Origin of the sequence: Shewanella submarina (assembly GCF_042646185.1) — a bacterium.
GTDB lineage: Bacteria > Pseudomonadota > Gammaproteobacteria > Enterobacterales > Shewanellaceae > Shewanella > Shewanella corallii.
Genome location: NZ_JBHRTD010000012.1, coordinates 305173 through 331993, shown reverse-complemented (window position 1 = coordinate 331993; position 26821 = coordinate 305173). Strand labels below are relative to the sequence as shown.

At 49.7% G+C, this 26821-nt stretch carries 24 protein-coding genes; 22 read left to right on the top strand and 2 right to left on the bottom strand.

The genetic code is table 11. The annotated features are described in order from the left end of the window. Positions 1–168: 168 nt before the first annotated feature. The 12 genes from cysE to ACFOE0_RS10355 all read left to right on the top strand — a co-directional run bounded on the left by cysE (position 169) and on the right by ACFOE0_RS10355 (position 16752). Complete coding sequence (gene cysE, locus ACFOE0_RS10410) at positions 169–1011, top strand: serine O-acetyltransferase (RefSeq protein WP_248935802.1); 843 nt, start codon at positions 169–171, stop codon at positions 1009–1011. A 476-nt stretch (positions 1012–1487) separates the two neighbouring features. Further along, entirely contained in the window at positions 1488–1949 is a 462-nt protein-coding gene (gene iscR / locus ACFOE0_RS10405) for a Fe-S cluster assembly transcriptional regulator IscR (RefSeq protein WP_115138167.1), read from the top strand. Positions 1950–2029: 80 nt separating this feature from the next. Continuing rightward, positions 2030–3244, top strand: coding sequence for an IscS subfamily cysteine desulfurase (locus tag ACFOE0_RS10400; protein ID WP_248935801.1), 1215 nt, complete (start codon positions 2030–2032; stop codon positions 3242–3244). A 33-nt stretch (positions 3245–3277) separates the two neighbouring features. Then, entirely contained in the window at positions 3278–3661 is a 384-nt protein-coding gene (iscU, locus tag ACFOE0_RS10395) for a Fe-S cluster assembly scaffold IscU (RefSeq protein ID WP_115138169.1), read from the top strand. Between the two features lie 11 nt (positions 3662–3672). Next, positions 3673–3996: an iron-sulfur cluster assembly protein IscA gene (gene iscA, locus ACFOE0_RS10390; protein WP_248935800.1), complete on the top strand. Its 324-nt coding sequence runs from the start codon at positions 3673–3675 to the stop codon at positions 3994–3996. Between the two features lie 5 nt (positions 3997–4001). After that, positions 4002–4526 (top strand): co-chaperone HscB, encoded by a 525-nt coding sequence (gene hscB / locus ACFOE0_RS10385; RefSeq protein WP_248935799.1) that lies wholly within the window; start codon positions 4002–4004, stop codon positions 4524–4526. Between the two features lie 70 nt (positions 4527–4596). After that, a complete protein-coding gene (gene hscA, locus ACFOE0_RS10380) occupies positions 4597–6459 on the top strand; it encodes a Fe-S protein assembly chaperone HscA (RefSeq protein ID WP_248935798.1) in 1863 nt (620 codons plus the stop codon). Between the two features lie 12 nt (positions 6460–6471). Further along, a complete protein-coding gene (gene fdx, locus ACFOE0_RS10375; RefSeq protein WP_115138173.1) occupies positions 6472–6807 on the top strand; it encodes an ISC system 2Fe-2S type ferredoxin in 336 nt (111 codons plus the stop codon). 296 nt (positions 6808–7103) lie between these two features. Continuing rightward, on the top strand, positions 7104–7535 hold the full coding sequence (ndk, locus tag ACFOE0_RS10370; RefSeq protein WP_115138177.1) for a nucleoside-diphosphate kinase: 432 nt from the start codon (positions 7104–7106) through the stop codon (positions 7533–7535). Between the two features lie 436 nt (positions 7536–7971). Next, complete coding sequence (locus ACFOE0_RS10365; RefSeq protein ID WP_248935797.1) at positions 7972–10629, top strand: TonB-dependent receptor plug domain-containing protein; 2658 nt, start codon at positions 7972–7974, stop codon at positions 10627–10629. Between the two features lie 432 nt (positions 10630–11061). After that, complete coding sequence (locus ACFOE0_RS10360) at positions 11062–13683, top strand: TonB-dependent receptor plug domain-containing protein (protein ID WP_248935796.1); 2622 nt, start codon at positions 11062–11064, stop codon at positions 13681–13683. A gap of 420 nt (positions 13684–14103) precedes the next feature. Then, positions 14104–16752, top strand: coding sequence for a TonB-dependent receptor (locus tag ACFOE0_RS10355; protein WP_248935795.1), 2649 nt, complete (start codon positions 14104–14106; stop codon positions 16750–16752). 93 nt (positions 16753–16845) lie between these two features. On the opposite strand, the gene ACFOE0_RS10350 is transcribed toward ACFOE0_RS10355, so the two are convergent. After that, entirely contained in the window at positions 16846–17187 is a 342-nt protein-coding gene (locus ACFOE0_RS10350; protein WP_248935794.1) for a TraR/DksA C4-type zinc finger protein, read from the bottom strand. 101 nt (positions 17188–17288) lie between these two features. After that, the gene (gene dusC, locus ACFOE0_RS10345; protein ID WP_248935793.1) at positions 17289–18248 is read right to left on the bottom strand and encodes a tRNA dihydrouridine(16) synthase DusC; all 960 of its coding nucleotides are present in this window, start codon (positions 18246–18248) and stop codon (positions 17289–17291) included. Between the two features lie 337 nt (positions 18249–18585). Between dusC and ACFOE0_RS10340 the strand changes: the two genes are divergently transcribed. From ACFOE0_RS10340 to recR, 10 genes are all read left to right on the top strand, one after another. Continuing rightward, the gene (locus tag ACFOE0_RS10340; protein ID WP_248935792.1) at positions 18586–19008 is read left to right on the top strand and encodes an HvfA family oxazolone/thioamide-modified RiPP metallophore; all 423 of its coding nucleotides are present in this window, start codon (positions 18586–18588) and stop codon (positions 19006–19008) included. 69 nt (positions 19009–19077) lie between these two features. Continuing rightward, complete coding sequence (locus ACFOE0_RS10335) at positions 19078–19905, top strand: HvfB family MNIO-type RiPP peptide maturase (protein WP_248935791.1); 828 nt, start codon at positions 19078–19080, stop codon at positions 19903–19905. Beyond that, positions 19905–20648 carry an HvfC family RiPP maturation protein gene (locus ACFOE0_RS10330; RefSeq protein WP_248935790.1) on the top strand — a complete coding sequence of 248 codons (744 nt, stop codon included), beginning with the start codon at positions 19905–19907 and terminating at the stop codon, positions 20646–20648. The genes ACFOE0_RS10335 and ACFOE0_RS10330 overlap by 1 nt, the downstream gene beginning before the upstream one ends. A gap of 99 nt (positions 20649–20747) precedes the next feature. After that, positions 20748–20870, top strand: a complete 123-nt coding sequence (locus ACFOE0_RS10325) for a hypothetical protein (protein WP_283106427.1) — start codon at positions 20748–20750, stop codon at positions 20868–20870. Between the two features lie 78 nt (positions 20871–20948). Beyond that, the gene (locus ACFOE0_RS10320; protein ID WP_248935789.1) at positions 20949–21323 is read left to right on the top strand and encodes a YbaN family protein; all 375 of its coding nucleotides are present in this window, start codon (positions 20949–20951) and stop codon (positions 21321–21323) included. Positions 21324–21458: 135 nt separating this feature from the next. Next, entirely contained in the window at positions 21459–21854 is a 396-nt protein-coding gene (locus ACFOE0_RS10315; RefSeq protein WP_248935788.1) for a response regulator, read from the top strand. 145 nt (positions 21855–21999) lie between these two features. Beyond that, positions 22000–22551, top strand: coding sequence for an adenine phosphoribosyltransferase (gene apt, locus ACFOE0_RS10310; protein WP_115138187.1), 552 nt, complete (start codon positions 22000–22002; stop codon positions 22549–22551). Between the two features lie 116 nt (positions 22552–22667). Next, complete coding sequence (gene dnaX, locus ACFOE0_RS10305; RefSeq protein ID WP_248935787.1) at positions 22668–25631, top strand: DNA polymerase III subunit gamma/tau; 2964 nt, start codon at positions 22668–22670, stop codon at positions 25629–25631. A 134-nt stretch (positions 25632–25765) separates the two neighbouring features. Continuing rightward, the gene (locus ACFOE0_RS10300; RefSeq protein ID WP_115138189.1) at positions 25766–26095 is read left to right on the top strand and encodes a YbaB/EbfC family nucleoid-associated protein; all 330 of its coding nucleotides are present in this window, start codon (positions 25766–25768) and stop codon (positions 26093–26095) included. A 12-nt stretch (positions 26096–26107) separates the two neighbouring features. After that, positions 26108–26707 (top strand): recombination mediator RecR, encoded by a 600-nt coding sequence (recR, locus tag ACFOE0_RS10295; RefSeq protein ID WP_115138190.1) that lies wholly within the window; start codon positions 26108–26110, stop codon positions 26705–26707. Positions 26708–26821 lie beyond the last annotated feature (114 nt).

Below are 26821 nucleotides of genomic sequence, written 5' to 3'. Positions count from 1 at the left end.
CAACTTGGTTTAAGATTCTTCAATGGATGGCGAGGGCGTGCAAAAGGAAGTTGCTGTCAGCTGCGAACGTAAATGAGCCAATGTTAAGCGTGAGCATTGTTATTGAATGAAACATAACGATGCGAAGCTGGTTCTTAATAGTGTAAGTGAAATAAGTAGGGTACAGGCATGCAAAGGACATGTGGCGAAGGTCGGGAAAAAAAGTGTCAGCAAGACAACGTCTGGAAAGCAATTAAGCGAGAAGCAAAAGAGCAAACTGAACGTGAGCCCATGTTGGCGAGCTTTTTCCATGCAACCATCATTAAGCACGATACGCTCGCTGCAGCACTGAGCTATATTCTGGCGAACAAGTTGGCAACGCCAAGTATGCCAGCAATGGCTGTCCGTGAAGTCGTGGAAGAGGCTTATGCCGGGGACAAAGAGATCGTTTTATCTGCAGCTTGTGATATCTGCGCAACGGTAGAGCGAGACCCGGCTATCGAGCTCTATTCCACGCCACTTCTTTATCTGAAAGGTTTTCATGCACTACAGGGCTTTCGGGTGGCCAATTGGCTGTGGTCGCAAGGTCGTCGTGAACTGGCTGTTTATCTGCAAAATCAAATATCAGTTGCCTGTCAGGTTGATGTCCACCCGGCCGCGAAAATTGGTCGGGGGATCATGTTTGACCATGCGACCGGCATTGTGATTGGTGAGACCGCAGTGGTGGAAGATGATGTATCCATCCTGCAGGATGTGACCCTGGGTGGTACGGGCAAAGAAAGTGGTGACCGTCACCCTAAAATTCGTACCGGTGTCATGATTGGCGCGGGGGCTAAAGTACTGGGTAACATCGAAGTGGGAGAAGGAGCAAAAATCGCAGCCTGTTCTGTGGTGTTAATTCCGGTTCCTGCACACACCACTGCTGCAGGTGTCCCAGCCAAGATCATTGGAAAGCCCGCGACAGACAAACCTTCCCTTGAGATGGACCAGAACATCAGTAATTCTGGCTTTATGGAGGGCGGCGGTATCTGACGGGTGCCGCTGATTCAGCTTAACTCTGCTTAAGCCGTCTGAATAACAAGCACTGAATACGATAAAGAGCTGGTGCAGAGTTTCAGCTCTTTCATCTCCATATGGACTGCTCTGCCATTCAGAACATCCTGGGCTGGCCGCCAATGCCTTTGGCCAGAAGCTGGCATTTGTGCAGTTCCGCCGCTGGTTATCTGAGCCGGATGTAGCCGGGTTCTGTGCCCCTGAATGCGAAGCCGCGAGGAAGCACCTGAAGCTTCTGGATGAGTTTGATCTCATTATCTGACCTAATCGCTGTGATTTTAATCTCCTGCCATTGAATAGTGGCAGCGAAATAAGGTTAAATACGTGCGCCTGAAGGTGAGGTAGGATTGTGGCGAGGATTTTAATACTTGAGTAATTTGGTTGGTTAAATACTTGACTGTTTTACTTGGGTATGTTTAACTGCTTCCATATCAACAGGGGAGCAATATTGAGTTATGAAACTGACATCTAAAGGTCGCTACGCAGTTACCGCCATGTTAGATGTGGCGATTCACTCTACTGCGGGACCCGTCCCTTTGGCAGATATCTCTGAAAGACAGGGGATATCACTGTCCTATCTCGAACAACTTTTTGCCAAGCTGAGAAAGCAGGGGCTGGTAGCCAGTGTACGTGGACCCGGAGGCGGATATCGTCTCGGTCTGGAGGCAGATGAAATCTCCGTCGGCATGGTAGTGATGGCGGTCGATGAAACCGTCGACGCCACACGTTGTCACGGCAAAGGCAACTGCCAGGGTGGTAACCGCTGCCTGACCCACTCTCTGTGGGGTGACCTCAGCAAGCAAATTTCAGAGTTTTTAAACGGTATTAGTCTGGCTGGACTGATGCAGAAGCGGGATGTGCAATTTATCTCGATTCAACAGGATAAAATCCAGCAAGACCAGCGGGTAACCGCTTGAGCCCCGGATTATAAAGCAAATTTTTGAAGTACGTTGTCGGCAGTAAGGCCTGTATGGCAATGCCAAGTACGGAGTGAGTGATGAAGCTTCCTATCTACCTTGACTATTCAGCAACAACCCCTGTTGACCCACGTGTCGCAGAAAAAATGATGCAGTACATGACTATGGACGGCATCTTCGGCAACCCGGCCTCCCGTTCTCACCGATACGGCTGGCAGGCAGAAGAGGCGGTTGATAACGCCCGTGCTCAGGTTGCTGAACTGATTAACGCAGACCATCGTGAAATCGTACTGACTTCTGGTGCGACCGAGTCTGATAACTTGGCTATCAAAGGCATTGCTCACTTCTACCAGAAGAAGGGCAAGCACATCATCACCAGTAAGACTGAGCACAAAGCTGTGCTGGATACCTGTCGTCAGCTGGAGCGTGAAGGTTATGAAGTGACCTATCTGGAGCCAGCTGCCAACGGTATTATTCCGATGGAGCGTCTGGAAGCGGCAATGCGTGATGACACCATTCTGCTGACTCTGATGCACGTTAACAACGAAATTGGTGTTGTTCATGATATCGATGCTATCGGCGAACTGTGCCGCAGCAAAGGTATTATCTTCCACGTAGATGCTGCCCAGAGTGCTGGCAAAATGCCAATCGACGTGCAGAAAACTAAAGTAGACCTGCTCTCAATTTCCGGTCACAAGATGTATGGCCCTAAAGGCATAGGTGCGCTGTATGTTCGCCGTAAGCCTCGCATCCGTCTGGAAGCGCAAATGCACGGTGGTGGTCATGAGCGTGGCATGCGCAGTGGTACCCTGGCAACTCATCAGATCGTGGGTCTGGGTGAAGCCGCAGCCGTCGCCAAAGCCGACATGGAAAAAGACAACGAACGTATCCGTTTCCTGCGCGATAAGCTGTGGAACGGTATCAAAGATATTGAAGAAACCTATATCAATGGTGATGTGGACCAGCGTTATTGCGGCAACCTGAACGTCAGCTTCAACTATGTTGAGGGTGAGTCGCTGATGATGGCCCTGAAAGATCTGGCAGTATCCTCAGGTTCCGCCTGTACTTCCGCCAGTCTGGAGCCAAGCTATGTGCTGCGTGCTCTGGGTCTGAACGATGAGATGGCTCACAGTTCCATTCGCTTCTCCATCGGCCGTTTTACCACTGAAGAAGAAATTGATTACGCCATTGAAACCATCAGGAACTCCATCGGCAAGTTGCGCGAAATGTCGCCGCTGTGGGAAATGTTCAAAGACGGTGTGGATTTGACCAAGGTGCAGTGGAACCACCACTAATCCTGAGCAGAATATTAGAGTTGGAGCAGTATCATGGCATACAGTGAAAAAGTAATTGACCATTACGAGAACCCTCGCAACGTAGGTTCTTTCGATAAGAACGATCCATCCGTAGTAACCGGTATGGTTGGCGCCCCAGCTTGTGGCGACGTGATGAAGCTGCAATTGAAGATCAATGATGCAGGCATTATTGAAGACGCCAAGTTCAAAACCTATGGCTGTGGCAGTGCAATCGCATCCAGCTCATTGGTGACTGAGTGGGTGAAAGGTAAGAGCATCGATGAAGCTGCTGCTATCAAGAACACCGACATCGCTGAAGAGCTGGCCTTGCCACCGGTAAAAATCCACTGCTCAATTTTGGCAGAAGATGCCATCAAAGCAGCGTTGGATGATTACAAAGCCAAACAAGGCGAATAAGCGGAGTCTATATGGCAGTTACAATGACACCGGCAGCAGTTGAGCGGGTTAAGTCATTCCTGGCCAACAGAGGAAAAGGTCTGGGCTTGCGCCTGGGCCTGAAAACCTCGGGTTGTAGTGGTATGGCCTATGTGCTTGAGTTCGTTGATGAGCTGAATGCCGATGACGAGGTATATGAAGTGGAAGGTGTGAATATCATTATTGATGCCAAGAGCTTTATCTACCTGCAGGGTATTGAGCTGGATTTTGTTAAGGAAGGCCTCAACGAGGGTTTCCAGTTCAATAACCCCAACGCCAAAGGCGAATGTGGTTGTGGCGAGAGCTTCACTGTCTGACGTCTATGAACTACTTCGAGTTATTTGATTTTCCCCAGTCCTTCGAGCTCGACACCGCTGAGCTGTCTTCCCGTTACCGGGAGCTGCAGCGGGCGGTGCATCCTGATAAATTTGCAGGAGGCAGCGAGCAGGAGATCATGTTAGCTGTGCAAAAAACGGCTCAGGTTAACGATGGTTTTCAAACGCTGAAAGATCCTCTTCGCAGGGCAGAACATATACTGGCCCTTCGTGGTTTGGACATTAGTCACGAAACCACGACAGTGAAAGACACTGGCTTTTTGATGCAGCAAATGGAATGGCGTGAGGCGCTGGAAGATATTGCTCACAGCAGCCAGCCCGATGCCATGATTGACGAGCTGCACACCTCATTTGCTGCCTACCAGCGAGATGTTTTTTCCAGCCTTTCCGCTCTTTTGGCAAGTCAAGCCGAGGGCGACGACATCAAGGCCGCTGATCAGATCCGTAAGCTCAAATTTATGGCTAAGTTACAGGATGAACTCGCCCGGGCCGAAGACGCCTTGTTTGAATAGTTCGCTGTAGCTGTTTTCATTTTCTTTGGCTCAATTTAATATTGGGCCAAATTTTTAAGAGTTAAGCATTATGGCCCTATTGCAGATTGCAGAGCCAGGTCAAAGTGCCGCGCCACATCAGCACAGATTGGCCGTCGGTATTGACCTTGGCACCACCAATTCTCTGGTTGCTGCTGTACGCAGCGGCGAAGCGGCGACCCTGCCGGATGAGCAAGGCAGACATTCCCTGCCATCTATCGTGCATTATGGCGAAGCTGACATTCAGACCGGCTATGAGGCCGCAGCTCACTCTGCCAAAGACCCCGTCAACACCATAGTATCCGTTAAGCGCTTTATGGGCCGCAGCCTGGCTGATATTCAGTCCAGTGAGCACCAACACGCCTATGAGTTCAGTGCCAGTGAACATGGATTGCCGGTATTTAACACCCGTCAGGGGCAGGTTAACCCTATTCAGGTCAGTGCAGAAATCCTCAGACCGCTGATTAGCCGCGCAGAAGAGACCATGGGTGGCCAGCTCGAAGGTGTGGTGATTACCGTCCCTGCATACTTTGATGATGCCCAGCGTCAGGGCACCAAGGATGCAGCCGGACTGTTGGGACTTAAAGTTCTGCGCTTGCTGAACGAGCCAACCGCTGCAGCGATTGCTTATGGTCTGGACTCCAAACAGGAAGGCGTGATCGCCGTTTACGACCTGGGCGGTGGTACTTTTGATATCTCAATCCTGCGCCTGAACAAAGGCGTGTTTGAGGTACTGGCCACCGGCGGTGACTCGGCATTGGGCGGCGATGACTTCGATCATCTGTTGCAACAGCACCTCAAGCTTGAGTGGAATCTGCAGGAGTGCAGCGCTCAAACTAATCGCCAGTTGCTGATTGAAGCACGCCGGGTTAAAGAAGCTCTGACTGATGCAGACACCACAGTTGCGACTATCTCGCTGGATGACGGCCGCGAACTACAAGCAGAGATAAGCCGTACTCAGTTCGACGAGATGATAAGCTCTCTGGTACGTAAAACTATCGCAGCCTGCCGCCGCGCTATGCGTGATGCAGGAGTATCTGTGGATGAAGTGCTGGAAACCGTGATGGTGGGTGGTTCTACCCGTGTACCTCTGGTTCGCGAGCAGGTGGCCGGCTTCTTTGGAAAGACGCCTTTGACCTCCATTGATCCTGATAAAGTCGTGGCGATTGGCGCGGCTATTCAGGCGGATATTCTGGTGGGTAATAAGCCTGAATCTGACCTGTTGCTGCTGGATGTACTGCCACTGTCTCTGGGTATTGAAACCATGGGCGGTTTGGTGGAAAAGGTGGTTTCCCGTAATACCACTATCCCGGTCGCCCGTGCACAGGAATTTACCACCTTTAAAGATGGCCAGACAGCGATGGCCTTCCATGTGGTCCAGGGCGAGCGTGAGTTGGTTGACGATTGTCGCTCGCTGGCGCGCTTTACGCTTAAAGGTATTCCGCCTCTGGCAGCTGGTGCTGCCCACATTCGCGTTACTTTCCAGGTTGATGCTGACGGTTTGCTGAGTGTGACCGCCATGGAGAAATCAACCGGCGTACAATCCAGCATTCAGGTGAAGCCCTCTTTCGGATTGTCTGATACCGAAATTGCCACCATGCTGAAAGATTCTATGAAGCATGCGAAGGATGATATCTCCCGTCGTATGCTGGCCGAACAGCAGGTTGAAGCTGCGCGGGTGCTTGAATCATTACATTCTGCGCTGGCTAAAGACGCCGAATTGCTGTCTGAGCAGGAGCGTAGTGCCATTGATGCAGCTATGGCTGATTTAGCGAACCTGGCCGGTGGCGAAGACTCTGACGCCATCACCAAGGCGATTGAAGCTCTGGACGTTAAAACTCAGGAGTTTGCCGCGCGCAGAATGGACAACTCTATTCGTCAGGCCCTGGCGGGTCAGTCGGTCGATCAAATATAGGTAATTGCAGTTATGCCAAAGTTAGTATTTTTGCCACACGAAGATCTGTGCCCCGAGGGTGCGGTGGTTGAAGCTGAAGTCGGTGAGACCATTCTGGACGTTGCCCTGCGTAACGGCATTATGATTGAACACGCCTGTGAGAAGTCCTGTGCCTGTACCACCTGTCACTGTATCGTTCGTGAAGGCTTCGATGAACTGGAGCCAAGTGACGAGTTGGAAGATGACATGCTAGATAAAGCCTGGGGACTGGAGCCGGAAAGCCGTTTGTCCTGTCAGGCCAAGGTTGTCGACTGTGATCTGGTAGTGGATATTCCAAAGTACACCATCAATATGGTGAGTGAAGGCTAAGGCTAACCGCCAGCTTCCTTTTAAAAGCCCCGTTTCAGGGGCTTTTTTGTGTCTGTAGCTTGTAGGCTATCAAGGCTACTGATGCGGGGGAAGTGTGACATTGACCAGGCTGTTACCCTTTCTTATTGTGTGAAAATCAGTAAACCCTAAATTATTTGCGCTGCATAAAACTTTGCAAAATCCCGGCTGTGATAAAAATCACATATTAATGCGTTATAAAGATAGGCTTTAACAACCAAATTTCGTATAATTCGCGCGGAATTTATTACATTCGCTAACAAAGGAAGCTTGTTACTATGGCGATCGAACGCACTTTTTCTATCATTAAGCCTGATGCAGTTGCCAAGAACCACATTGGTGCCATCTACAACCGTTTCGAGTCTGCTGGTCTGAAGATCATCGCCTCCAAGATGGTTCACCTGTCAAAAGAGCAGGCTGAAGGCTTCTATGCAGAACACAGCGAGCGTCCTTTCTTTGGCGCACTGGTTGAGTTCATGACCTCTGGCCCTATCATGGTTCAGGTTCTGGAAGGTGAGAATGCGGTTCTGGCTAACCGTGAAATCATGGGTGCAACCAACCCAGCTGAAGCTGCTCGTGGTACTCTGCGTGCAGATTACGCCAACAGCATCGACGAGAACGCTGTTCACGGCAGCGACGCTCTGACTTCTGCTGAGCGTGAAATTGCTTACTTCTTTAGCGCTGAAGAGCTGTGCCCACGCACTCGCTAATTCTTCGCTGAATATTAATAAAAAGGAGCCTGATGGCTCCTTTTTTATTGTCCTACCGCCATATTTTGATAATCACAGTTTCTCTTCATAATTAATAAGCCTTATTCTTAACAACCTATCAGCATTTATATTGCGGTTTTATGCAGATGATCTTGTGACCCACTTCTTGCTTTTTTATTTTGCCAACCACTAAATAAACAATATTGTTTGTTATTTGTTAACTCTCATTCTTGCTGTATGCCGCACGCAGATTGGGTGTGTATTTTTGGCTGAGCATTGTTGTTTGAATATGTGGGTTATTATGTTGCGATGGGTCGCCAATTTATCGTTCTTTGTCTGTTGACTGATTTTTTAATATTTAGTGATACTTCTGTTGTGGTGCGCATTTGTGTCACATTTAATAAAAGCTAATACAACAAATATAGGAATGATGAATATGCCAACGCAGACTGCTGTTGCAAAAGCGGTGAGCTTTTGTTTGTTTGCAATATCTTCAGTGTCTGTTTCCAGCATTGCTGCTGCACAGGACACCGGAGTTGATAACGATGTAGAAAGAATTGAAGTAACAGGCTCGCGTATTAAGCGTACCGATATGGAAAATGCCTCTCCAGTGGTGGTTATCGGTGCTGATGATATTGAAAAGGGCGGCTTCAACTCTGTTCAGGATGTGTTGGGTAACTTGTCTCAGAACTCAGGCGGTTCCATGACACAGCAGGAAGTGCATGGCTTTACCCCTGCCGCTTCCTCTGTAAACCTGCGTGGTGTTGGTGCAGGCCGTGTACTGACACTGATTAACGGTAAGCGCGTACCTAAGTACCCGTTTGGTGCGGGTGGCTCAGACAGCTTTGTAGATACAGCCAATATCCCTATGGGCGCTATCGAGCGAATTGAAATCCTGACCACAGGTGCGTCGGCCATTTATGGTTCAGATGCGATGGGTGGTGTAATTAACATCATTCTGAAAAAAGACATTAACGAAACGACTTTTAAGTATCGTGTGTCAGACACTCATGATGGCGGGTACCAGAATAATCAGTTTTCTTTGATGACAGGTGTCAGCAATGACACATCCAATCTGACATTCTTCCTTGAGTACGAAGACAGAGAAGCCCTCAAAGGGACTGACCGTCCCGATTGGGGAACTGACGTGATTCCCGGTAATTACTTTGCCGGTTACAGCTCCTATGGTGCAGGTCTGGTGAATGCCAACACAGGTGATCAGGTGCTCGGATTATCCGCACAGGAATGTGAGGCCCGAGGAATGATACCTTTGTCTGGAGGCGGCTGTGGCTATGACCGTTCCAAGCAACGAGACTTTATGCCTGAGCAGAAGCGTTACAGCACCATGGTTAACTTTACCAAGGAGCTGAATGCTGACCATACCTGGTACTCCCGTCTGGATTATACCCACTCTGAAACCTACACAGAGATTGAGTCTTCGGCAATCGGCGATGACATGATGTTCTCGGTTGACGGAGATAAGGTTTCTATCAATTCAGCCAAATTTGGCTTGTCTCAGACCTTTGATAAAACTACAGGTTTTGGTGGTGATTTTGCGGGTCTGGCAGATGGCGACTATTTCTACAAGCGCCGTATGACAGAGCTGGGTCCCCGTACCAGTTCATTTACCACCAATAACTTCTCATTTGTAACAGGTCTTGAAGGTTATCTGACCGATAACATTGAGTATGATACTTCCTGGTCTGTTGCCCGTCAGAAGGTTGATGGCTTGTCTGGCGGCAGCCCTACTTATCAGGGCCTGTTCGACTACCTTACTTCCGGTGAGAATGGTCAGTCGTTCCTCGATGTGGTCGATCCAAATGCGGCAGAGATGCTCAACTATGAAGAAAGCTCTGAAGGACAATCTACACTGTCAGTGTTCAACTTCGGCATTAACGGTGACGCATGGGAACTGCCCGGTGGCAGCATTGGTTACGCTGCAGGTGTTGAATACTCTAAAGAGTGGTTCTACGACAAGAGTGACAGCATCAGCAGTCAGGGTGGCATCATAGGTAAAGGTGGCAGCAGTGCCTCGGGCGAGCGTGATCAATATGCCGTATACGCAGAAGTCGCATTGCCACTGATGGACCAGCTGACAGCAACACTGGCAGGACGCTATGACTATTACGACGATGCTTCTGACGTAGGTGGCGAATTCAGCCCGCAGGTCGCTATTGAGTATCGTCCGGTTGACAGCCTGTTGATCCGTGCGCTTTATGCTGAAACCTTCCGTGCACCGGATATGCAAAAGTTGTTTGGTGAGCCGATCCATGGTTTTACAACAGTAGTGGATAAGCCTCGCTGCGATGCCTATGGCGAGTGTGATAAGAAAGAGTCTATCAACTCTGTCCGCGGTCCAAATGAAAACCTGGAAGCAGAAACCGGTAAGAACTATAACCTGGGAGTGGTATGGGGTTATGAGGGATTTGATATCAGTCTGGATTACTGGGTTGTTGAAATCGACAACATAGTGTCTGCGCCAACTTCCCAGTACATTCTGGATAATGCCAGTGAGTTCGCTGACAACATTATTCGCGATGAAAATGGCCAGCTTAAGCTGATTAATTCTCAGTTTATGAATATGTCATCCCGTGACACTGCTGGTATCGATTTTGCTGTGGCCTATACCTTTGAAACCGCTGAGTTGGGTGATTTTACAACTCGTCTGGAAGGGACATATCTGACCAAGTGGGAGTCAAAGATCTCTGACAGCGCCCCTGTCGAAGATGGGCTGGACGATGATGGTTCTGTGCCAAAGCTACGTGCCAACTGGAACTTTGGCTGGCAGAAGGATGACTTCTCAACCAACTTCCTGGTGAAATATACCGATGGTATGCACGGCTACTATGAGTCTTTGTTCATCGATATGGGACTGGATGAGTTCTACGATGTTACTGTCGACAGTCACATTGAAGTTAACTGGATGGCCAGCTATTACATCACCGATCAGTTCAAACTGTCAGGTGGGGTGAATAACCTGTTCAATCAGGATCCTGAACTAGACGGAACTGATCCGAACTGGCCTCACTTCCCTCGTGCTTTCTATAACGCTGTTGGCAGAGAATATTATTTGACCTTTGAAGTGACATTTTAACTAAATTATAGCCGGGAAATTTTTCCCGGCTTTTTTGTATTTGTTTGATATTTAATCTGGACAGACCATGTGATGAAGGTCTTGTAACAGAGTAATATGCTGGTCGAAATGTGATGTGCGTCACAAAATTATTAAATCCATTGAACTAGGCGAAAAATTTTCAACTTAATTATGTTTTTTAAATGTGAAGATACAGTCTGATGCAATAGGGCTTTAAAGTCTTTTGGTTTCGATATTGTGATTATTTGAAAAATATATATTACTGATCAGTTTTACACTAAAAAAATATATCACCAAAAAAAGCAACAAATGGCCATGTTGCTATTGTTGATGTTATTGATAAGTTTTCTTTCCAAGAGGTCTCGGTAACCAAAAATAAGCTTGTGTGAAAACCTCTTTATTCATATAAGCAAATTATAAAGGAAAGATGATATGTCAAAGCAGACTGCAGTTGCTAAAGCTGTTCGTTTTAGCATGTTTGCCATCGCTTCATCTGCTGTCAGTTCCGGTGTGGCCATTGCCCAGGAGTCAGCAGGTGCGGATGTTGAGCGTATTGAAGTAACAGGCTCCCGTATTCAGCGTACCGATATGGAAACCGCCAGCCCGGTAACCACTATCGATGCCGCTTCTATTCAGGCAACGGGTGCGACCTCCATTGATGAAGTACTGCAAAAGATGACTTCAGCTGGCGGCGCCATGACTAACCCTGCGGTTAACAATGGCTCTCTGGGTAATGCCAGTATCAACCTGCGTGGTTTGGGCTCTCAGCGTACTCTGGTACTGGTTAACAGCCGTCGCATGGTTAACTCGGGTACCGGCGCAGCAGCCCGCGTTGACTTGAACACCATTCCGGTATCCATGATTAAGCGTATTGAAGTACTGAAAGATGGCGCATCTGCCGTTTATGGTACTGACGCGGTCGCCGGCGTAGTGAACATCATCCTGAAAGATGATTTTGAAGGTCTGGAAATGAACCTGCAAACAGGTGTTTCCGGTCATGGTGATGGTGAAGAAGTGAGCTTCGACATCACCATGGGTGGCAGCTTTGACCGCGGTAACGTGGTGATGGGCATCCAGTACATGGACCGTGGCGGTGTAGGTCAGGGTGATCGCGACTTCTCAGCCTGTCCATATGCAGAACGTACCAACGACCAGGGTGAGTTGGAACTTTACTGCGCAGGTAGCGTGTATTCTGAGTTCGGTCACATCTATAACGGCTCAGATAAAAACGTGACAGACCTGCAGGGCAGTGCCAGTGGCGAGTGGAAAGAGTTTGAAGACTCAGACCGCTACAACTACGCACCATCAAGCTTCCTGTACACTCCAATGCAGCGTCTGAATATTACTGCTTTGGGTAACTATGAGCTGACTGACGATATCAACCTGTTCGCAGAAGCGATGCACACCAAGCGTTGGTCCAGTCAGTCAATGGCCCCACAGCCTATCTACACCAGCTTTGATTATGATGTAGCGACTATGGGCGATGCCCTGGTCTCCCATGGTTACAAAGATGGTGACGAAATTGCTTACTACCGTCGTATGAGCGATGTAGGTGACCGCCTGTTCAGCCAGGTTGTTGACACCTCCCGCGTGGTACTGGGCCTGGAAGGCTATCTGGACAGTGGTTTCCAGTGGGATGCATCCATCAACTATGGCCGCAACGACTCAGTAGAGCACCTGGAAAACCTGGTGAACATGGGTTCTGTTAATGAAGCCATTGAAGCCGGTACCTTCAACCCATTGCAGCAGTCCTCCTGGCAGGGTGAGAGCATTAATGAGTTCGTTTATACCGAACTGAACTCAGGTGGCAGCGAAATGTTTATTGCTTCTGCCAACATTGCCGGTGAATTGTATGAGCTGCCAGCAGGCTATCTGGGCATTGCTGCAGGTGTTGAACATCGTAAAGACAAGGCATGGTTTGTACCTGATTCTCTGACTTCTCAGGGACTGGCCAACGATCCTAAGGTAGAGCCGACTCAGGGTGAGTTCGACGTTAACGAAGCCTATGTTGAATTGGCTGTGCCACTGTTGGCTGACTTGCCGGGTGCCCAGCAGGTTGATTTGAGCGCGGCAATGCGTTTCTTCGACTACAGCACGTTTGGCTCCGACAGCACCTGGAAGCTGGGTCTGACCTGGCGTGTATATGATGACCTGATGTTCCGTGGTGTTGCTTCTACCGCATTCCGTGCTCCAACGGTTAATGAGCTGTTCAGTGGTGAAAGTCCTTCCATGGATATGATCACTCATCCAGTTGCTCAGGAGCAGGCGGTCACTATTCGTGGTGGTAACCCGAATCTGACACCTGAAGAAGCTGACATCATGACTCTGGGTATGGTGTACTCGCCATCCTGGTTGGACGGTATGTCTCTGACTGTTGATTACTATGATATTGAAGTGACCAACGCGATTGCGCTGGTAGATTCTCAGTACATTGTTGATCAGTGTGTTGATGCTCAGGGTAACCTGATCAACCAGGGCAGTGCACTTTGTCAGTCTGCTGCAGTTGAGATGCTGCCGGGCAACCGTCTGCAGTTTAACAACCAATTGCAGAACATCGGTGCTGAGAAGACCGCTGGTATTGACGTCAACCTGGCGTACAGCTTTGACGCGGCGGGTATTGACTGGAGAACCAGTGTTGACTCCACTTTCCTGCTGAAGAATGAAGTCACAGTAACCGGTGACACAGTGGACTATACAGGCCTGATTACCAAGTTGTCTGGTGGCTACGCCCGTAACAAGACAAACATGGAAGTGATGGCGCAGGGTGAATCCTGGTCTGCGGCTTACAATGTTCGCTTTATCTCAGGTATGGATGACTACTCATTTGTGTCCAAACCAGAAGAGGCACTGGCGCCAAGTACTGGCAGTGTGTTCTATCACGATGTTTCTGCCAGCTACTACTTGCCGAAAGGCTGGAAAGTTACGGCTGGTGTGAAGAACCTGTTTGATAAGGAACCACCATATTACACAGGTTATAACGACTCCAACACTGACCCTTACTCATTCGACACTATGGGCAGATACTTCTACCTGCAGTTTAATTTGAGTATGTAAATTAAAATAAATAAAAAGCCGGCATTCATGCCGGCTTTTTTTATTTGAGAGAAATACGGATTACCGGTGATTAATTATTAAACAGTGATGTCGATATATAATGATACATATTGAGCTGTTGTGTTAATGGTGTTTTTATGTTGTGTGTTCAATGTCTGTTATTTTGGGGTTTTTTAGCTTGTGTATCAACAGGTTGAAATTTGCTCATGTCTCTTTGTGAACCTTGGTGTGTGTGGGTTTTGCTGACTTGTGTCACGATTTTTGTGTTTGTTTTGAGTTGCGCATTATTTTGTTATGTAAATGACGTTGACGGTTATCACGGCGTTTAACAGTATCTATCTCAGAGATTAACGTCTCGACTACATACAAATTATAAAAAAGCATTGTTTTGACACATTGAGTCAAAATTGGGAGACAGATATGAGTTCGTTGACCAAAACAGCATCAGCTATTCGAGTATCATTATTGGCTGCTTCTGCCAGTGTTGCATTTTCTGGTGCAGCATTCGCTGAAGAAGACAAGAACGTAGAACGTATTGAAGTAACAGGTTCCCGTATCAAGCAGGTTGATATGGAAACTTCTTCACCTGTGACTGTGATCAGCGCTGCTGATATTAAAGTAACCGGTGAAACCTCTGTTGCAGACGTACTGAACAACGCCAGTATGAACAGCTTCGGTTCATGGCGTGGTGTGTCCGGTTATGGTGCCGGTGCAAGTGCTACCAGTGACGTAAACCTGCGTGGTCTGGGTTCTCAGGCAACCCTGATCCTGTTGGACGGCCGTCGTATGCCAGGTACCAGCTCCAGCTCCGGTACTGTTGCGGATACCTCCAGCATTCCTATGTCCATTGTTGAGCGCATTGAAATTCTGCGCGACGGCGCGTCAGCTGTTTATGGTTCTGATGCGGTTGCCGGTGTAATCAACATCATTACCAAGAAAGATTTCGACGGTGTAGAGATCAACTATACCGGTGAAACCCCAGATGTTGAGGGTGGTGAGTCCAATCGTTTTGCCGTTACTGCTGGCTTTAACTCAGAGAAAGGTAACATCACCTTTACCTTTGAACATTACGATTCCGCTTCAATCTACGATCGCGACGTATGGCGCCTGGATGATCCAACTTACTCAGGCTATAGCTCATTCAGCGTAGTTCCCCGCGGTAAATACAAGGATGCTGACGGCAAGACTCAGTACTTTACCAACAGCGACCTGTGTGCGGCATCTGACAACGTCGTTGACGGTACCGATGGCAACAACAACGGCAGCTGCTACTACAGCTTTGGTGAAGTAACCAAATTGTTTGGTAACGTCAACAAGAACAGTATTCTGTCTAACTTCAGTTATGACCTGACCGATGACATCAAGTTCAGAGGTCGTGCGTCTGCCAACCTGAGTGAAACCAACACCCGTTACGCTGGTACTCCGGTGTCGACCAACATGCCGACCATGTCAGCAGACAACAAGTACAACCCGGTTGATACCGACATCAGTGAAATCCGCATGCGCTCCGTGCATATCGGTGAGCGTGATACTCTGACCGAAAATAATGCGATTGATTTCCTGATGGGCCTGGTGGGTTACGCGGATATCGGTCACGGTCTTGACTGGGAAATCAATGCCCAGCATACCCGTTCAACCACTAACTCCTTCAACTACAATCTGATCAATGACGATATCGTCCAGGATCTGATTGATTCTGAGCAATACGATATTTTCAACACCACAGGTATGAGCCTGGATGCGTGGAACAGCATGATGACTGATATGTACAGTCAGGCTGCTCACACTGGTGTTTATCAGGCGCAGTTCAACAGTACTCAGTTTGACGGTCTGGTATCCGGCACTCTGATTGATGATGGTGACTTCTTGCTGGCCGCAGTGGGTGGTGTTGAGTACGAGATGATTGAATTTACTCAAACCAGCGACCCTCAATCTGCTCTGGGTATCATTTCTGGTGGTTCAGGTGGTGATGATGTGAACGCTGAGCGTGACCGCAGCAGTGCTTATATTGAGCTGCAGTCTACTTTGCCAGGTAATGTAGACCTGTCTGCCGCACTGCGTTATGAGCGTTATGAACAGGACGGTAATATTGCCTCTGGTTACGCTTCATCAACCTTTGACAAAGTCGTACCTAAGCTGGGTGCCAGCTGGCGTCCAGTAGACAGCCTGCTGTTGCGTGCAAGCTGGGGTCAATCCTTCCGTGCACCAAACATGGGTGAGATGTTCGCCGGTGAAGCCCTGAGCTTTGAACGTGCACTGGATACTGTATGGTGTGACGCTAACCCAGGCGCTGATGAAAACTACTGTCAGCCAAGCAACCAGCACAAAACTCTGTACGGTGGAAACCCGGATCTGGAAGCCGAAGAGGGTGAGTCTCTGACCGCTGGTTTTGTGTGGGATGCGCTGGATAACTGGAGCATCGAGACTTCTTACTATCAGATCACCTATGACAACAAGATTGAAGTAGTTGGTGTTAACCGTCTGATCGCTGAAGAAGCAGCTAACGGCTACAACCCTGATATTATCGAGCGTGATGCTGACGGTCGCATCGATGTTATCCACTCTGAGTACCGTAACCTGGGTGGTCTGGAAACTTCAGGCTTCGACTTTGTGTCCCGCTACAGCCAGGAAACCGGTATTGGTGACTTCAGCCTGAAGGTTGAGCTGTCTCATGTACTGGAGTACAAGAGCAAGTCAACTCCAGAGTCTGACTGGTTTGAAGAGTCCGGTCTGCAGGATCGTCCTGACTGGCGTGGTAACGCCACCCTGCGTTGGGACATGGATAACTGGAGTGCGGCATGGGCAACATACTGGATTGGTGCTCAGGAATCAGGTAACGAAGAATACGGCGTGACTTATCTGGCCGATATTCCTAACTACTTCAAGCACAACGTTCAGTTTACCTATACCCACGATTGGGACGGCTCTATCACCATGGGTGTTAACAACGCCTTTGATAAGCAGGCTCCAACCTGGTATGACGGTTTCTACGACTATCGTGACGTGAACATTGGTCTGTACGACGTACTGGGTCGTACCTGGTTCCTGAGTGTGAACCAGAAGTTCTGATAATCACAGGAATCTGAATGAAAAAGCCCCGCATCGCGGGGTTTTTTGTTTCCAGTTCGGTTTCAGGAGAATCATCTCCGGTACCACCGGCTGCTATAGTGCCAGCCTTAACTCATGTCTTTGCTCTTTGTCATATTTGAGCTGACACTGATGGCACCGCTGCACGGTAATATCTGCATCCAGTAAATGCTGGGGGATTTCTTCTTCACAGTCGGCACAAAGACCAAACAGCCCCAGCTCCAGCTGACACCTTGCTGCGTCAAGTTTAAGCAGTTGCACGTATACACTGTGCTGAGTCAGCTTATGTTGAACCAGGGCGTTGATGAGCTGCTGTAGATTGTACTCTGATGACGTTGATGGCAAGAGTGCGATTGCCTGCTGCTCCAATTCAAGAGCCAACGCGTTCAGGCGATGATGAATATCAGAATCGTTCACTTTGTTGGGCGCTTATCTGAAAAGGGCGGATGTCGACAGTCTACGAGTTGACTCCTGCCTAACCATGATAGAGATCAACTCCCAACTAACTAATCTGAAGATCAGTCTTTTGCCGACAAATTATCCATCGCATGGCCAAGGCATGACACTATGCTCTGGGTGTCTTTATGGACTCTAAGCTCTCTGAACAGCTCACTGGCTTCAGCATATTGCCTGTTCAGGTAGCTGAACCACTGCTTGATGCGCGCCGGGTAGTAGGTACTCTTGCGCCCACTCAACTCCCGCTCACTGTAATCCAGCATCAGTTGCAGAGTCTGGCGCCAGTCGTATGGCGCTTCTCCGGTTTTAATGCTGGCGGCCAGATTGGGCAGGGATATGGCACCGCGACCTATCATGACTGTCTCACAGCCTGTTACCTCAACGCAGCGTTTGGCGTCCTGCGCAGACCAGATTTCACCGTTGGCAATCACCGGAATATTCAGTTTATTGCGAATATCGGCAATATATTCCCAGTATGCCGGGGGTTTGTAGCCATCGACTTTACTGCGGGCGTGCACGGCAATTTCACTCGCTCCCCCCTGGGCCACGGCATCTGCGATCTCCATATACATGGATTTATCTTCGTAACCCAGGCGAACCTTGGCCGTCACCAGGTGCTCGGCCGGCACTGCGTCTCGCATTGCTTTAACAATACGGTACATCTGCTCAGGATATTGCAGCAGCGCCGCGCCCCCCTTACTGCGGTTAACCAATTTAGCCGGGCAGCCGAAATTGATATCCACGCCGTGGGAACCCAACTCGATGGCACGGTTGGCGTTCCAGGCAAGCATCTCTTCATTCTGTCCCAGCAGCTGAACTCTTACAGGTGTACCGGAGGGCGTCTTGCCGCCGTTTTCCAGTTCCGGACACAGGCGGTAAAACACTTTGTCCGGCAGAGGCAGGTCAACGACACGCACAAACTCTGTCACCAGCAGATCATAAGGATTGATAGTGGAAAGCAGGTCTCGCATCAGGTTATCGACCACACCCTCCATGGGGGCCAGTACTACTTTTGGGGTCATTAGATTGTCGTTGTTGCCGTTAAAGGGCGGCAATTTTACTCCATCACAGGCCACAGACAAAGTACCTGAGGAATACTGGTGCTGGCCTTACCTGAGTATGGGGCTGGCGGCGAATGAGGGTGGATATCAAGGGGGATCTATACACTTTGAGGCTTGATTTTGCAGCTAAATGTGAGATAACAGAATGCATGCCTATCAAAAATCGCGATGATTTTTTGTGAAGTTGGGCAAAAAGTGAAATATATCCGTAGTTGTTCGGGTCTGTTTGAACAAGTCGGCGTTAACCAAAAGCGCTGACCCCAAAAACACAATCAGCAAATTTTGCGAGGGATAGAGTATGAGTTCAGTTAAAAAAACCGTAGTTGCAGCTGCTTTGGGTGCCGTTGCTGTTGGCAGTGTATATGCGTCTGAAGTTGAAGCCAGCCCATTTGGATTTGAGCAGATGTCAGCCGGTTACCAGCTGGTTGGCGGGGAAGGTAAATGTGGCGAAGGCAAGTGCGGCGGCGACAAGAAAGGCAAAGAAGGCAAGTGCGGTGAAGGTAAGTGCGGCGGCGACCACAAGGCCAAGAAAGAAGGTAAATGTGGCGAAGGTAAGTGCGGCGGCGACAAAAAAGGCAAAGAAGGCAAGTGCGGTGAAGGTAAGTGCGGCGGCGATCATAAAGCCAAGAAAGAAGGTAAATGTGGCGAAGGCAAGTGCGGCGGCGACAAGAAAGGCAAAGAAGGTAAGTGTGGTGAAGGTAAGTGCGGTGGCGCTCACTAATACTTAAATGACCTGCTGAAAACAGGGCCGGCATTGCTGGCCCTGTTTTGTCTGACAAGGAGAAATAGCATGAATAAACTGGCTGGACTCGGTTTACGACGTGAAATGCTGGATGAGTTTTGCGAGCGTGTGCCCGAAGGGATTAACTTTTTTGAGGTTGCGCCGGAAAACTGGATGACCCTTGGAGGCAAGTATGGTCGTCAATTTCGTCAGCTCACAGAGGCCAATCGCTTTTTTGCCCACGGCCTGTCCTTGTCTATAGGTGGACCTGAGCCCCTGGATACCGGATTTGTGAAAGGGGTAAAGAAGTTCCTCGAGGAGCATAATATCGACAGGTACTCAGAACACCTGAGTTACTGCTCCGGAACCGGTCATATGTACGACCTGATGCCTATTCCTTTCACCCAGGAAGCGGTCCGCTATGTGGCAGACCGGGTCAGGCAGGTAGAAGATATTCTGGAGCGTCCGCTGATCCTCGAAAATGTTTCCTTTTACGCCGCCCCCGGCGCGGAGATGAGCGAACTTGAATTTGTTAATGCTGTGCTGGACGAGGCCGACTGTCAGCTGTTGCTGGACGTTAACAACATCTATGTTAACTCGGTTAATCATCAATATGACCCAAGAGCCTTCCTGCAGGCCATGCCTACCGAGCGTATCAGCTATATTCATATCGCTGGGCACTATGAGGAAGATAAAGACTTAATCGTGGATACCCATGGCGCCGATGTGATTGACCCTGTGTGGCAATTGCTGGCGGATTGTTATGCCATCCATGGTGTCCATCCGACATTACTGGAGCGTGACTTTAATATCCCGGCTACCGAGGTGCTGATGCAGGAGATAGACAGGATTCATAAGTTGCAGCAGTTGGCGCAACCTGCTCAGTGGAGGGCCTGATGTCGTTTCGTGAAGTTCAGTCCAGCTTTATCGATTATATCCGGGACCCGAGCAGGCCATTGCCTGTCGATACCGATGCCCGTCGGATGAAGGTATACCGGGAACTGTTTTTCAATAACGTTGAAGGGTTTGTCAGTAACGGTTTTCCGGTGCTGAGAAGTCTGTACCGGGATGAGCAGTGGCAGGCCTTGGTGCAGCAGTTCTTTGTAATCCATGATTGCCAGACACCGATTTTTGTTGAGATAGCCGGTGAATTTCTTCAGTTTCTGGTCGCGGAATATCAGCCACAGGATACAGATCCTCCATTTTTGCTGGAGCTTGCTCACTACGAGTATCTGGAACTTCAGGTGGCTGTGGCACAAGAGTCAGACAACCATCAAACGCTGGAGTTAATCAACCAGGATGATCTCCTGCTGTTATCCGATTGTGCCCGGGTGGCTCAATACGCGTTTGAGGTGCAGCACATCAGCGCCGAATATCAACCCGATGAGCCTGCATCGCGTCCCCAGTGTTTCTGCGTTTACCGGGATGAAGAAGATGAAGTCCAGTTTCTGGCGTTGGCACCTTTGACTGCCCAGGTGCTGGGTATGCTGCAGCAGAGTGAAGGTATGACATTGGACAGTATCATCGAGTGGTGCAAAAGTACTTTTCCTCAGCTGGAGGACAGTGCGATAGAGCAGGGGATTTTACCTTTACTTACTCAAATGGCTCAAAAAGGCATCATTCAGGCCAAGATTGGTTGAAGTTTGTTCGCTTGGTAAGTTGAAAGTATGACTCCCTGATAATATCTCGTCTAAAATGTGATGTAAGTCACAATGAGTTGTAGCGAAAGGACGAATGTTATGAGTGATACCGAGTTTAAAGAGCCATTTAACGGATTGTATGTTGCGGTGTTTTTGTTGACCCTGTTGATTCCAACCTTGCCCGCGACCCTCTCCTGGTTGAAATTAGCCGGTGTACTCTGATACTCAGGTTTACCCGGAGATGGAAATCGTTATACTCAGCAGCCACTCATGTGGCTGTTTGCTTTTCTGGGAATACGGATGATTGTAAAACGTGGTTTTTTTCTGTTTGTCGGCTTGACCAGTTTGGGACTGGGCGTGCTGGGTATTGTTTTACCACTCTTGCCAACCGTGCCTTTTATTCTTTTGTCTGCTTATTGCTTTGCCCGCTCCAGCGAGAGACTGCATAACTGGCTGCATCAGCATCCCTGGTTTGCCCAAAGCCTGAAGGACTGGGAACAACAACGAGCAGTCAGACCCGGGCTGAAGCGCAGGGCTATGATTGTCAGCTTAATCAGCTTTAGCCTCAGTATCTATGTGGTGCCTTTGGTTTGGGTCAAAATTATGCTCAGTTGCTTTTGCGTGACCCTGATGATCTATCTGTGGCGACTGCCCGTAATCCCCGATGAAAGTTGAACTGCATCAAATAGTTAAATTTGGATACAGTATACTTTTCCGATTTGTATCGATTTTTTGGTCTTTTCTCATGAAATTGTCATCTATTTAGTATAGGATCCCCGCGCCTTTCGAGACAGGAGCAGAGAATTCAGGATGACTCACAGAGTTTTGATCGTAGATGACAACAGGATCAGTCGGGATACACTTCAAGACTTGTTGACTTCGGCCGGTTGGGAAACCGAGGTCCGAGACAATGGCATTCAGGCTCTGCAAGCCTGTGAACAGCAGACGTTCGATGCAGTTATCACCGGCTTTTTTATGCCTATCATTGACGGCCCTCATTTGTTGGGGCTGCTTAAATCCAATCCCCGTCATCAATCCATGCCCGTGGTGATGCTTTCGACCCGCAGTTTTGATGAAGTCAGTCGTCATGCCAATGCAGAACAATTGGCGTTTTTCATGAATAAACCTCTGAATTGTGATGCCAGACAGCAGCTGGTGGAACGCCTGACTGCGGTTGTAGTTGCAACCAAAGAAAAAGCGGCTTAAGCTTGTCCCGGATTAGCGACCTTCACTTTGTTCTCCTGACTTGAATGTGGTGAAGGCATGTATGAGTCCACCTCGTGTGGACTTTTTTGTTGTTTACGCCCGGCACAAAATTTCCTTTTGTTCCCGGCGAGTTAAGTAATTGAATATGTCTATGAACAGTGAAAGCTTAACCCTCATCAAGCAGAGCATTAAAACCATTCCCGATTATCCTAAGCAGGGAATCATGTTCCGCGATGTCACCAGTCTGCTGGAAGATGCAAAAGCCTATCAAGCTACCATTGCTGAGTTGGTTGCCCAGTATCAGGGTATGGGATTCACCAAAGTTGTGGGTACTGAAGCCCGCGGCTTCCTGTTTGGCGCACCTTTGGCGTTGGAGTTGGGAGTAGGATTTGTACCTGTTCGCAAGCCAGGTAAACTGCCTCGCGAAACCATCGCTGAAAGCTATGAGCTGGAGTATGGTCACGATACGCTGGAAATCCATAAAGATGCCATCTCTGCCGGTGACAAGGTGCTGGTTGTTGATGATCTGTTGGCGACCGGTGGCACTATCGAAGCCACTGTTAAGCTGATCCGCGCACTGGGCGGTGATGTTAATCATGCCGCTTTCGTTATCTCTCTGCCTGAACTGGGCGGTGAGCAGCGTTTGCAGGCTCAGGGCCTGGAATTGTTCAAACTTTGCGAGTTTGAAGGCGAATAATCCAGCGCACCCAAAGCTCGGCGTAGTCACCATATAGCATGTCCATAAATAGCGTGCTATTGTGCCCAGACTACGCGGAGCTTGCTCCCGGAACTAATTAACTTTTGGGGAGTTTCATGTCTTACCAGGTGTTGGCCAGAAAATGGCGCCCTGCCAACTTTGATCAGGTTGTTGGTCAATCCCATGTACTGCACGCGCTGACCAATGCGCTCAGCCAACAACGTCTTCACCACGCTTATCTGTTTACCGGCACCCGGGGGGTGGGTAAAACCAGTCTTGCCCGTTTGTTTGCCAAAGGTCTGAACTGTGAAACCGGTGTCACCGCCAACCCATGCGGTAAGTGCCCCAGCTGTGTCGAAATTGCCGAAGGCAGATTTGTTGATCTGATTGAAGTGGATGCGGCCTCCCGCACCAAAGTCGATGATACCCGCGAGCTGCTGGATAACGTCCAGTATCGTCCTACCCGTGGGCGCTTTAAGGTGTACCTTATCGATGAAGTTCACATGCTGTCGCGCTCCAGCTTCAACGCCTTGTTGAAGACATTGGAAGAGCCGCCTGAGCATGTGAAGTTTCTGCTGGCGACAACCGATCCTCAAAAACTGCCGGTCACTGTACTGTCGCGCTGTTTGCAATTTAACCTCAAGAGTCTGACTCAGGATGATATCGCCGGTCAGCTGAACCATGTGTTGACTCAGGAGCAGTTGCCTTTTGAGCCCCAGGCATTGACGCTGCTGGCCAAATCTGCCAATGGCTCTATGCGTGACGCGCTCAGCCTGACTGATCAGGCTATCGCTTTCGGTGCGGGTCAGGTCATGTTGCAGCAAGTGCAAACTATGCTGGGGACCATAGATGAGCAGCAGGTAGTCGCCTTGCTGGACGCGTTGCTGAAAGGTGATGTGGCCCACTTGATGCATCTCACCGCGCAAATCCTCAGCTATGGAGCTGATGCCGACGAAGTGCTGCGCAGTCTGCTGGAACTGCTTCATCAGGTTACTTTGACCCAGTTTGCTCCAGCTGCGGCGCAAATGTCATTGTACAGCGACCAAATCAAGCAATTTGCCTCTGTGCTGAAGCCCGAGCAGATCCAACTTTATTACCAGATATTATTGACTGGCCGTAAAGACCTACCCCATGCGCCGGATCCCAAGTCGGGACTTGAAATGGCACTGCTTAGAGCCATTGCGTTTTTACCCGAATCTGTCGCCGGTCACTGGACTCCAGCCCAGGGAGGCGGTGATACGCCGGGAAAGGATGAGCCTGCCGGTGGGGCGACCGGTACTGAGGGCAGCGAAACCTTAACGTCGGCTGCTACTGTTCAGCCCCCGTCTTCAACCGAAAGCAACGCACCTGAGAAGCTTGATGAAAGCCCTGCGAAGGAGCTCGAATCTCAGCCGACTGGGCAGGTTGCTGCTCAAACGCCGGTGATAGCTGAAAGCCGTGGGCTTTCAAATCCGGGCGCGTCTCAAGAGCCTGAGCAAGCTGACGATTCTGATGATGAGGAAGATGCGCTGCTGGCTGAGCAAACACTGCTGCTCAGTCAGGCTGAGTCCATGGGCTATGCCAATGCTCAAGCCCCATCAGACTTGCCGGGCGAGTCAGCCCCGATAGCTGCTGAATTCAGGGCCCCGGAATCTGGTGCAAATGTCACTCCAGTAAAGCCAGTGGTGCAGAAAGAGAGCGCTCTGAACAGTGTTGATGAGCGGTCACAAACCACTGCCGATACCCAGGCAGGGAATGTCCAGGTTGAGGACAAGCAGGGCGACGCTGAGACCACCGGGGATATTCCAGTAACTGAGAGCGATACTCCAGCAGTGACTGCTGACACGGTAAGCGATAGCTCCGAGCCCCAATTTACTCCTCCATCATTTGGTGAGGATGACCTTTCATCCTACGAACAGTACTTCACCGGCGATAGCGACAGCGAAGATACCCAGGATATGTCGGGGCTGATGTTCGAGCCTGCCACTCCTGTGCCCGCTGCACCAGTGGTTACGCCACCGGCAGCGAAACCACTGGATGATGATTTTCTCGATGCTGTGCTGGCTGCCAGAGATCTGCTGATGTCGGGGCTTGGCGGTGAAGAGTCTCAGGAGGAAACTCCCGGTGTTAAGGTCGCCGGACCTGGCTCTACCGACAAGAAGCCTAACGCGCCAGAGACTCAAACAGATGAGAAATTATCTGAGCTCCAGGATGTGCTTGAGTCAACTGAAGAGTCTGCTGGTGCCAACACTGCTGGTGAGCAGATATTCACCGACACCACTGATAACCAGCCGCAGCAAGTTGCTTTGCAACCTGAAGCACCAAAACCTCAGCCTGAGGTTTCTCAAGCGGAAGAAGTCTCTCAAGCAGAAGAAGACAGGCCGCCCTGGGAAGAATCTCAGGCTGTCGCAGCCATGCCGCCGCCAAGTGATAGTTTTTCGGCTGAGTTTATGGCTGATGATGCAGATGATAATGAGTCTGACAACGCTGATACCAATGTGATGGCGGCAGAGTCGGCGATGGCGCAGGTGCAGTTCAGTCATGATGAGGCACAGCAAAGCGCTGAACAGCAAGGTGTAACCAAAGCTGAGGAGATTGCTCCTGAGCAAAGTTGTGATGCAGAAGCTGGCATTATGCTGCCGGCAGAACTGTTACCTGTTACCGGTAACGAACTGGATCTGCATTGGTATAAGCAGATGTCAGGCCTGAAAATAGGTGGACGGGTAAGACAGTTGGCGGTGAACTCCATCTGTATGGAGTGGGGCGATCAGATTGACCTCCTGCTTAAACCTGATCAAAAACACCTGGCAGCCGCCTCCGCCGTTGAACAACTCAGGGTTGCTCTGGTCGAACTGGCAGGGAGAGAGCTTACACTGCAAATTCAGGTCGGTAGTGATCCCCAAAGAGAAACCCCCAGAGAGGTGCGGGCAAGGTTCCATCTGGAATTGTTGCAACAGGCAAGAAGCTCACTGGTCAGCGACGAGAATATTCGTTGGCTCAGCAGTTTTATGGGGGCTCAGCTGGATGAAGATTCAGTCGCTTACCCTCAGGAGTTGTTGGCTTTGCGAGGACGAAGTATTCAGGGGTTAACCTCAGCCTGAGTGCGGACTGTGCGCCGGGACTCAAAGCGCAAAGATTTGTCCTGCGGCTGTCGCCAGCCTCAGGCACGAGATTGCTAATCTGCATGATTTGAGTAAGATTAGCCAGCTTAACATTAACTTTAGAGAAGTAGACTATGTTTGGAAAAGGCGGAATGGGCAACCTGATGAAGCAGGCCCAGATGATGCAGGAAAAAATGGCCCGCGTGCAGGAAGAGATCGCCCGTATGGAGATGACCGGTGAAGCTGGTGCAGGCCTGGTTAAAGTAACCATGACCGGCACTCATAACGTTCGCAAGGTCGAGATTGACCCAAGCCTGCTGGAAGATGACAAAGAGATGCTGGAAGATTTGATTGCTGCCGCCTGTAACGATGCAGCGCGCCGCATTGAAGAAAACCAGAAGGCCAAGATGGCTGAGGTGACCGGTGGTATGCAGCTGCCACCTGGCATGAAGATGCCATTCTAAGCAGGGGGTGTAATGAAGTTTTCTCCTCTGGTGGATGAGTTGATCCAATCTTTGCGTTGCTTACCCGGTGTCGGCCCAAAATCTGCCCAGCGTATGGCATTCCACCTGCTCGAGCGTGGAAGACCTGCGGGTAAGGCATTGGCCGATGTAATGGGTAGAGCAATGAGCGAAGTGGGTCATTGTCGTTCCTGCCGAACTTTTACCGAACAGGAACTGTGTCCTATTTGCGACAGCAGTCGCCGGGGGAAATCCGATACCATTTGTGTGGTAGAAACGCCGGCAGACGTGCTGGCAATTGAAGCGGGTGGGCATTTCAGCGGTCGTTACTTTGTACTGCTGGGCCACCTGTCACCGCTGGATGGTGTCGGGCCTGAAGAACTGGGATTGTCATTGCTGGAGGAGCATCTGGCCGGAGGAGAAGTGTCAGAACTGATCCTCGCCACCAACCCGACAGTAGAAGGGGATGCCACAGCGCATTACATTGCCGATATCGCCAGACGTTATCAGATAAACATCAGCCGTATTGCCCATGGGGTTCCCGTTGGCGGCGAGCTGGAGTATGTCGACAGCACTACGCTGGCACTGGCATTTACCGGCAGACAGTCTTTGTAACATCAAACTTGAATCCAAAAACCAGACCTTGTGTCTGGTTTTTTTTTAGCCGCTTGTTTGTTCAGTTAATTTTTCCCCTTGAAATGTTGTATCCAGGCCCCATTTCTTTATCAA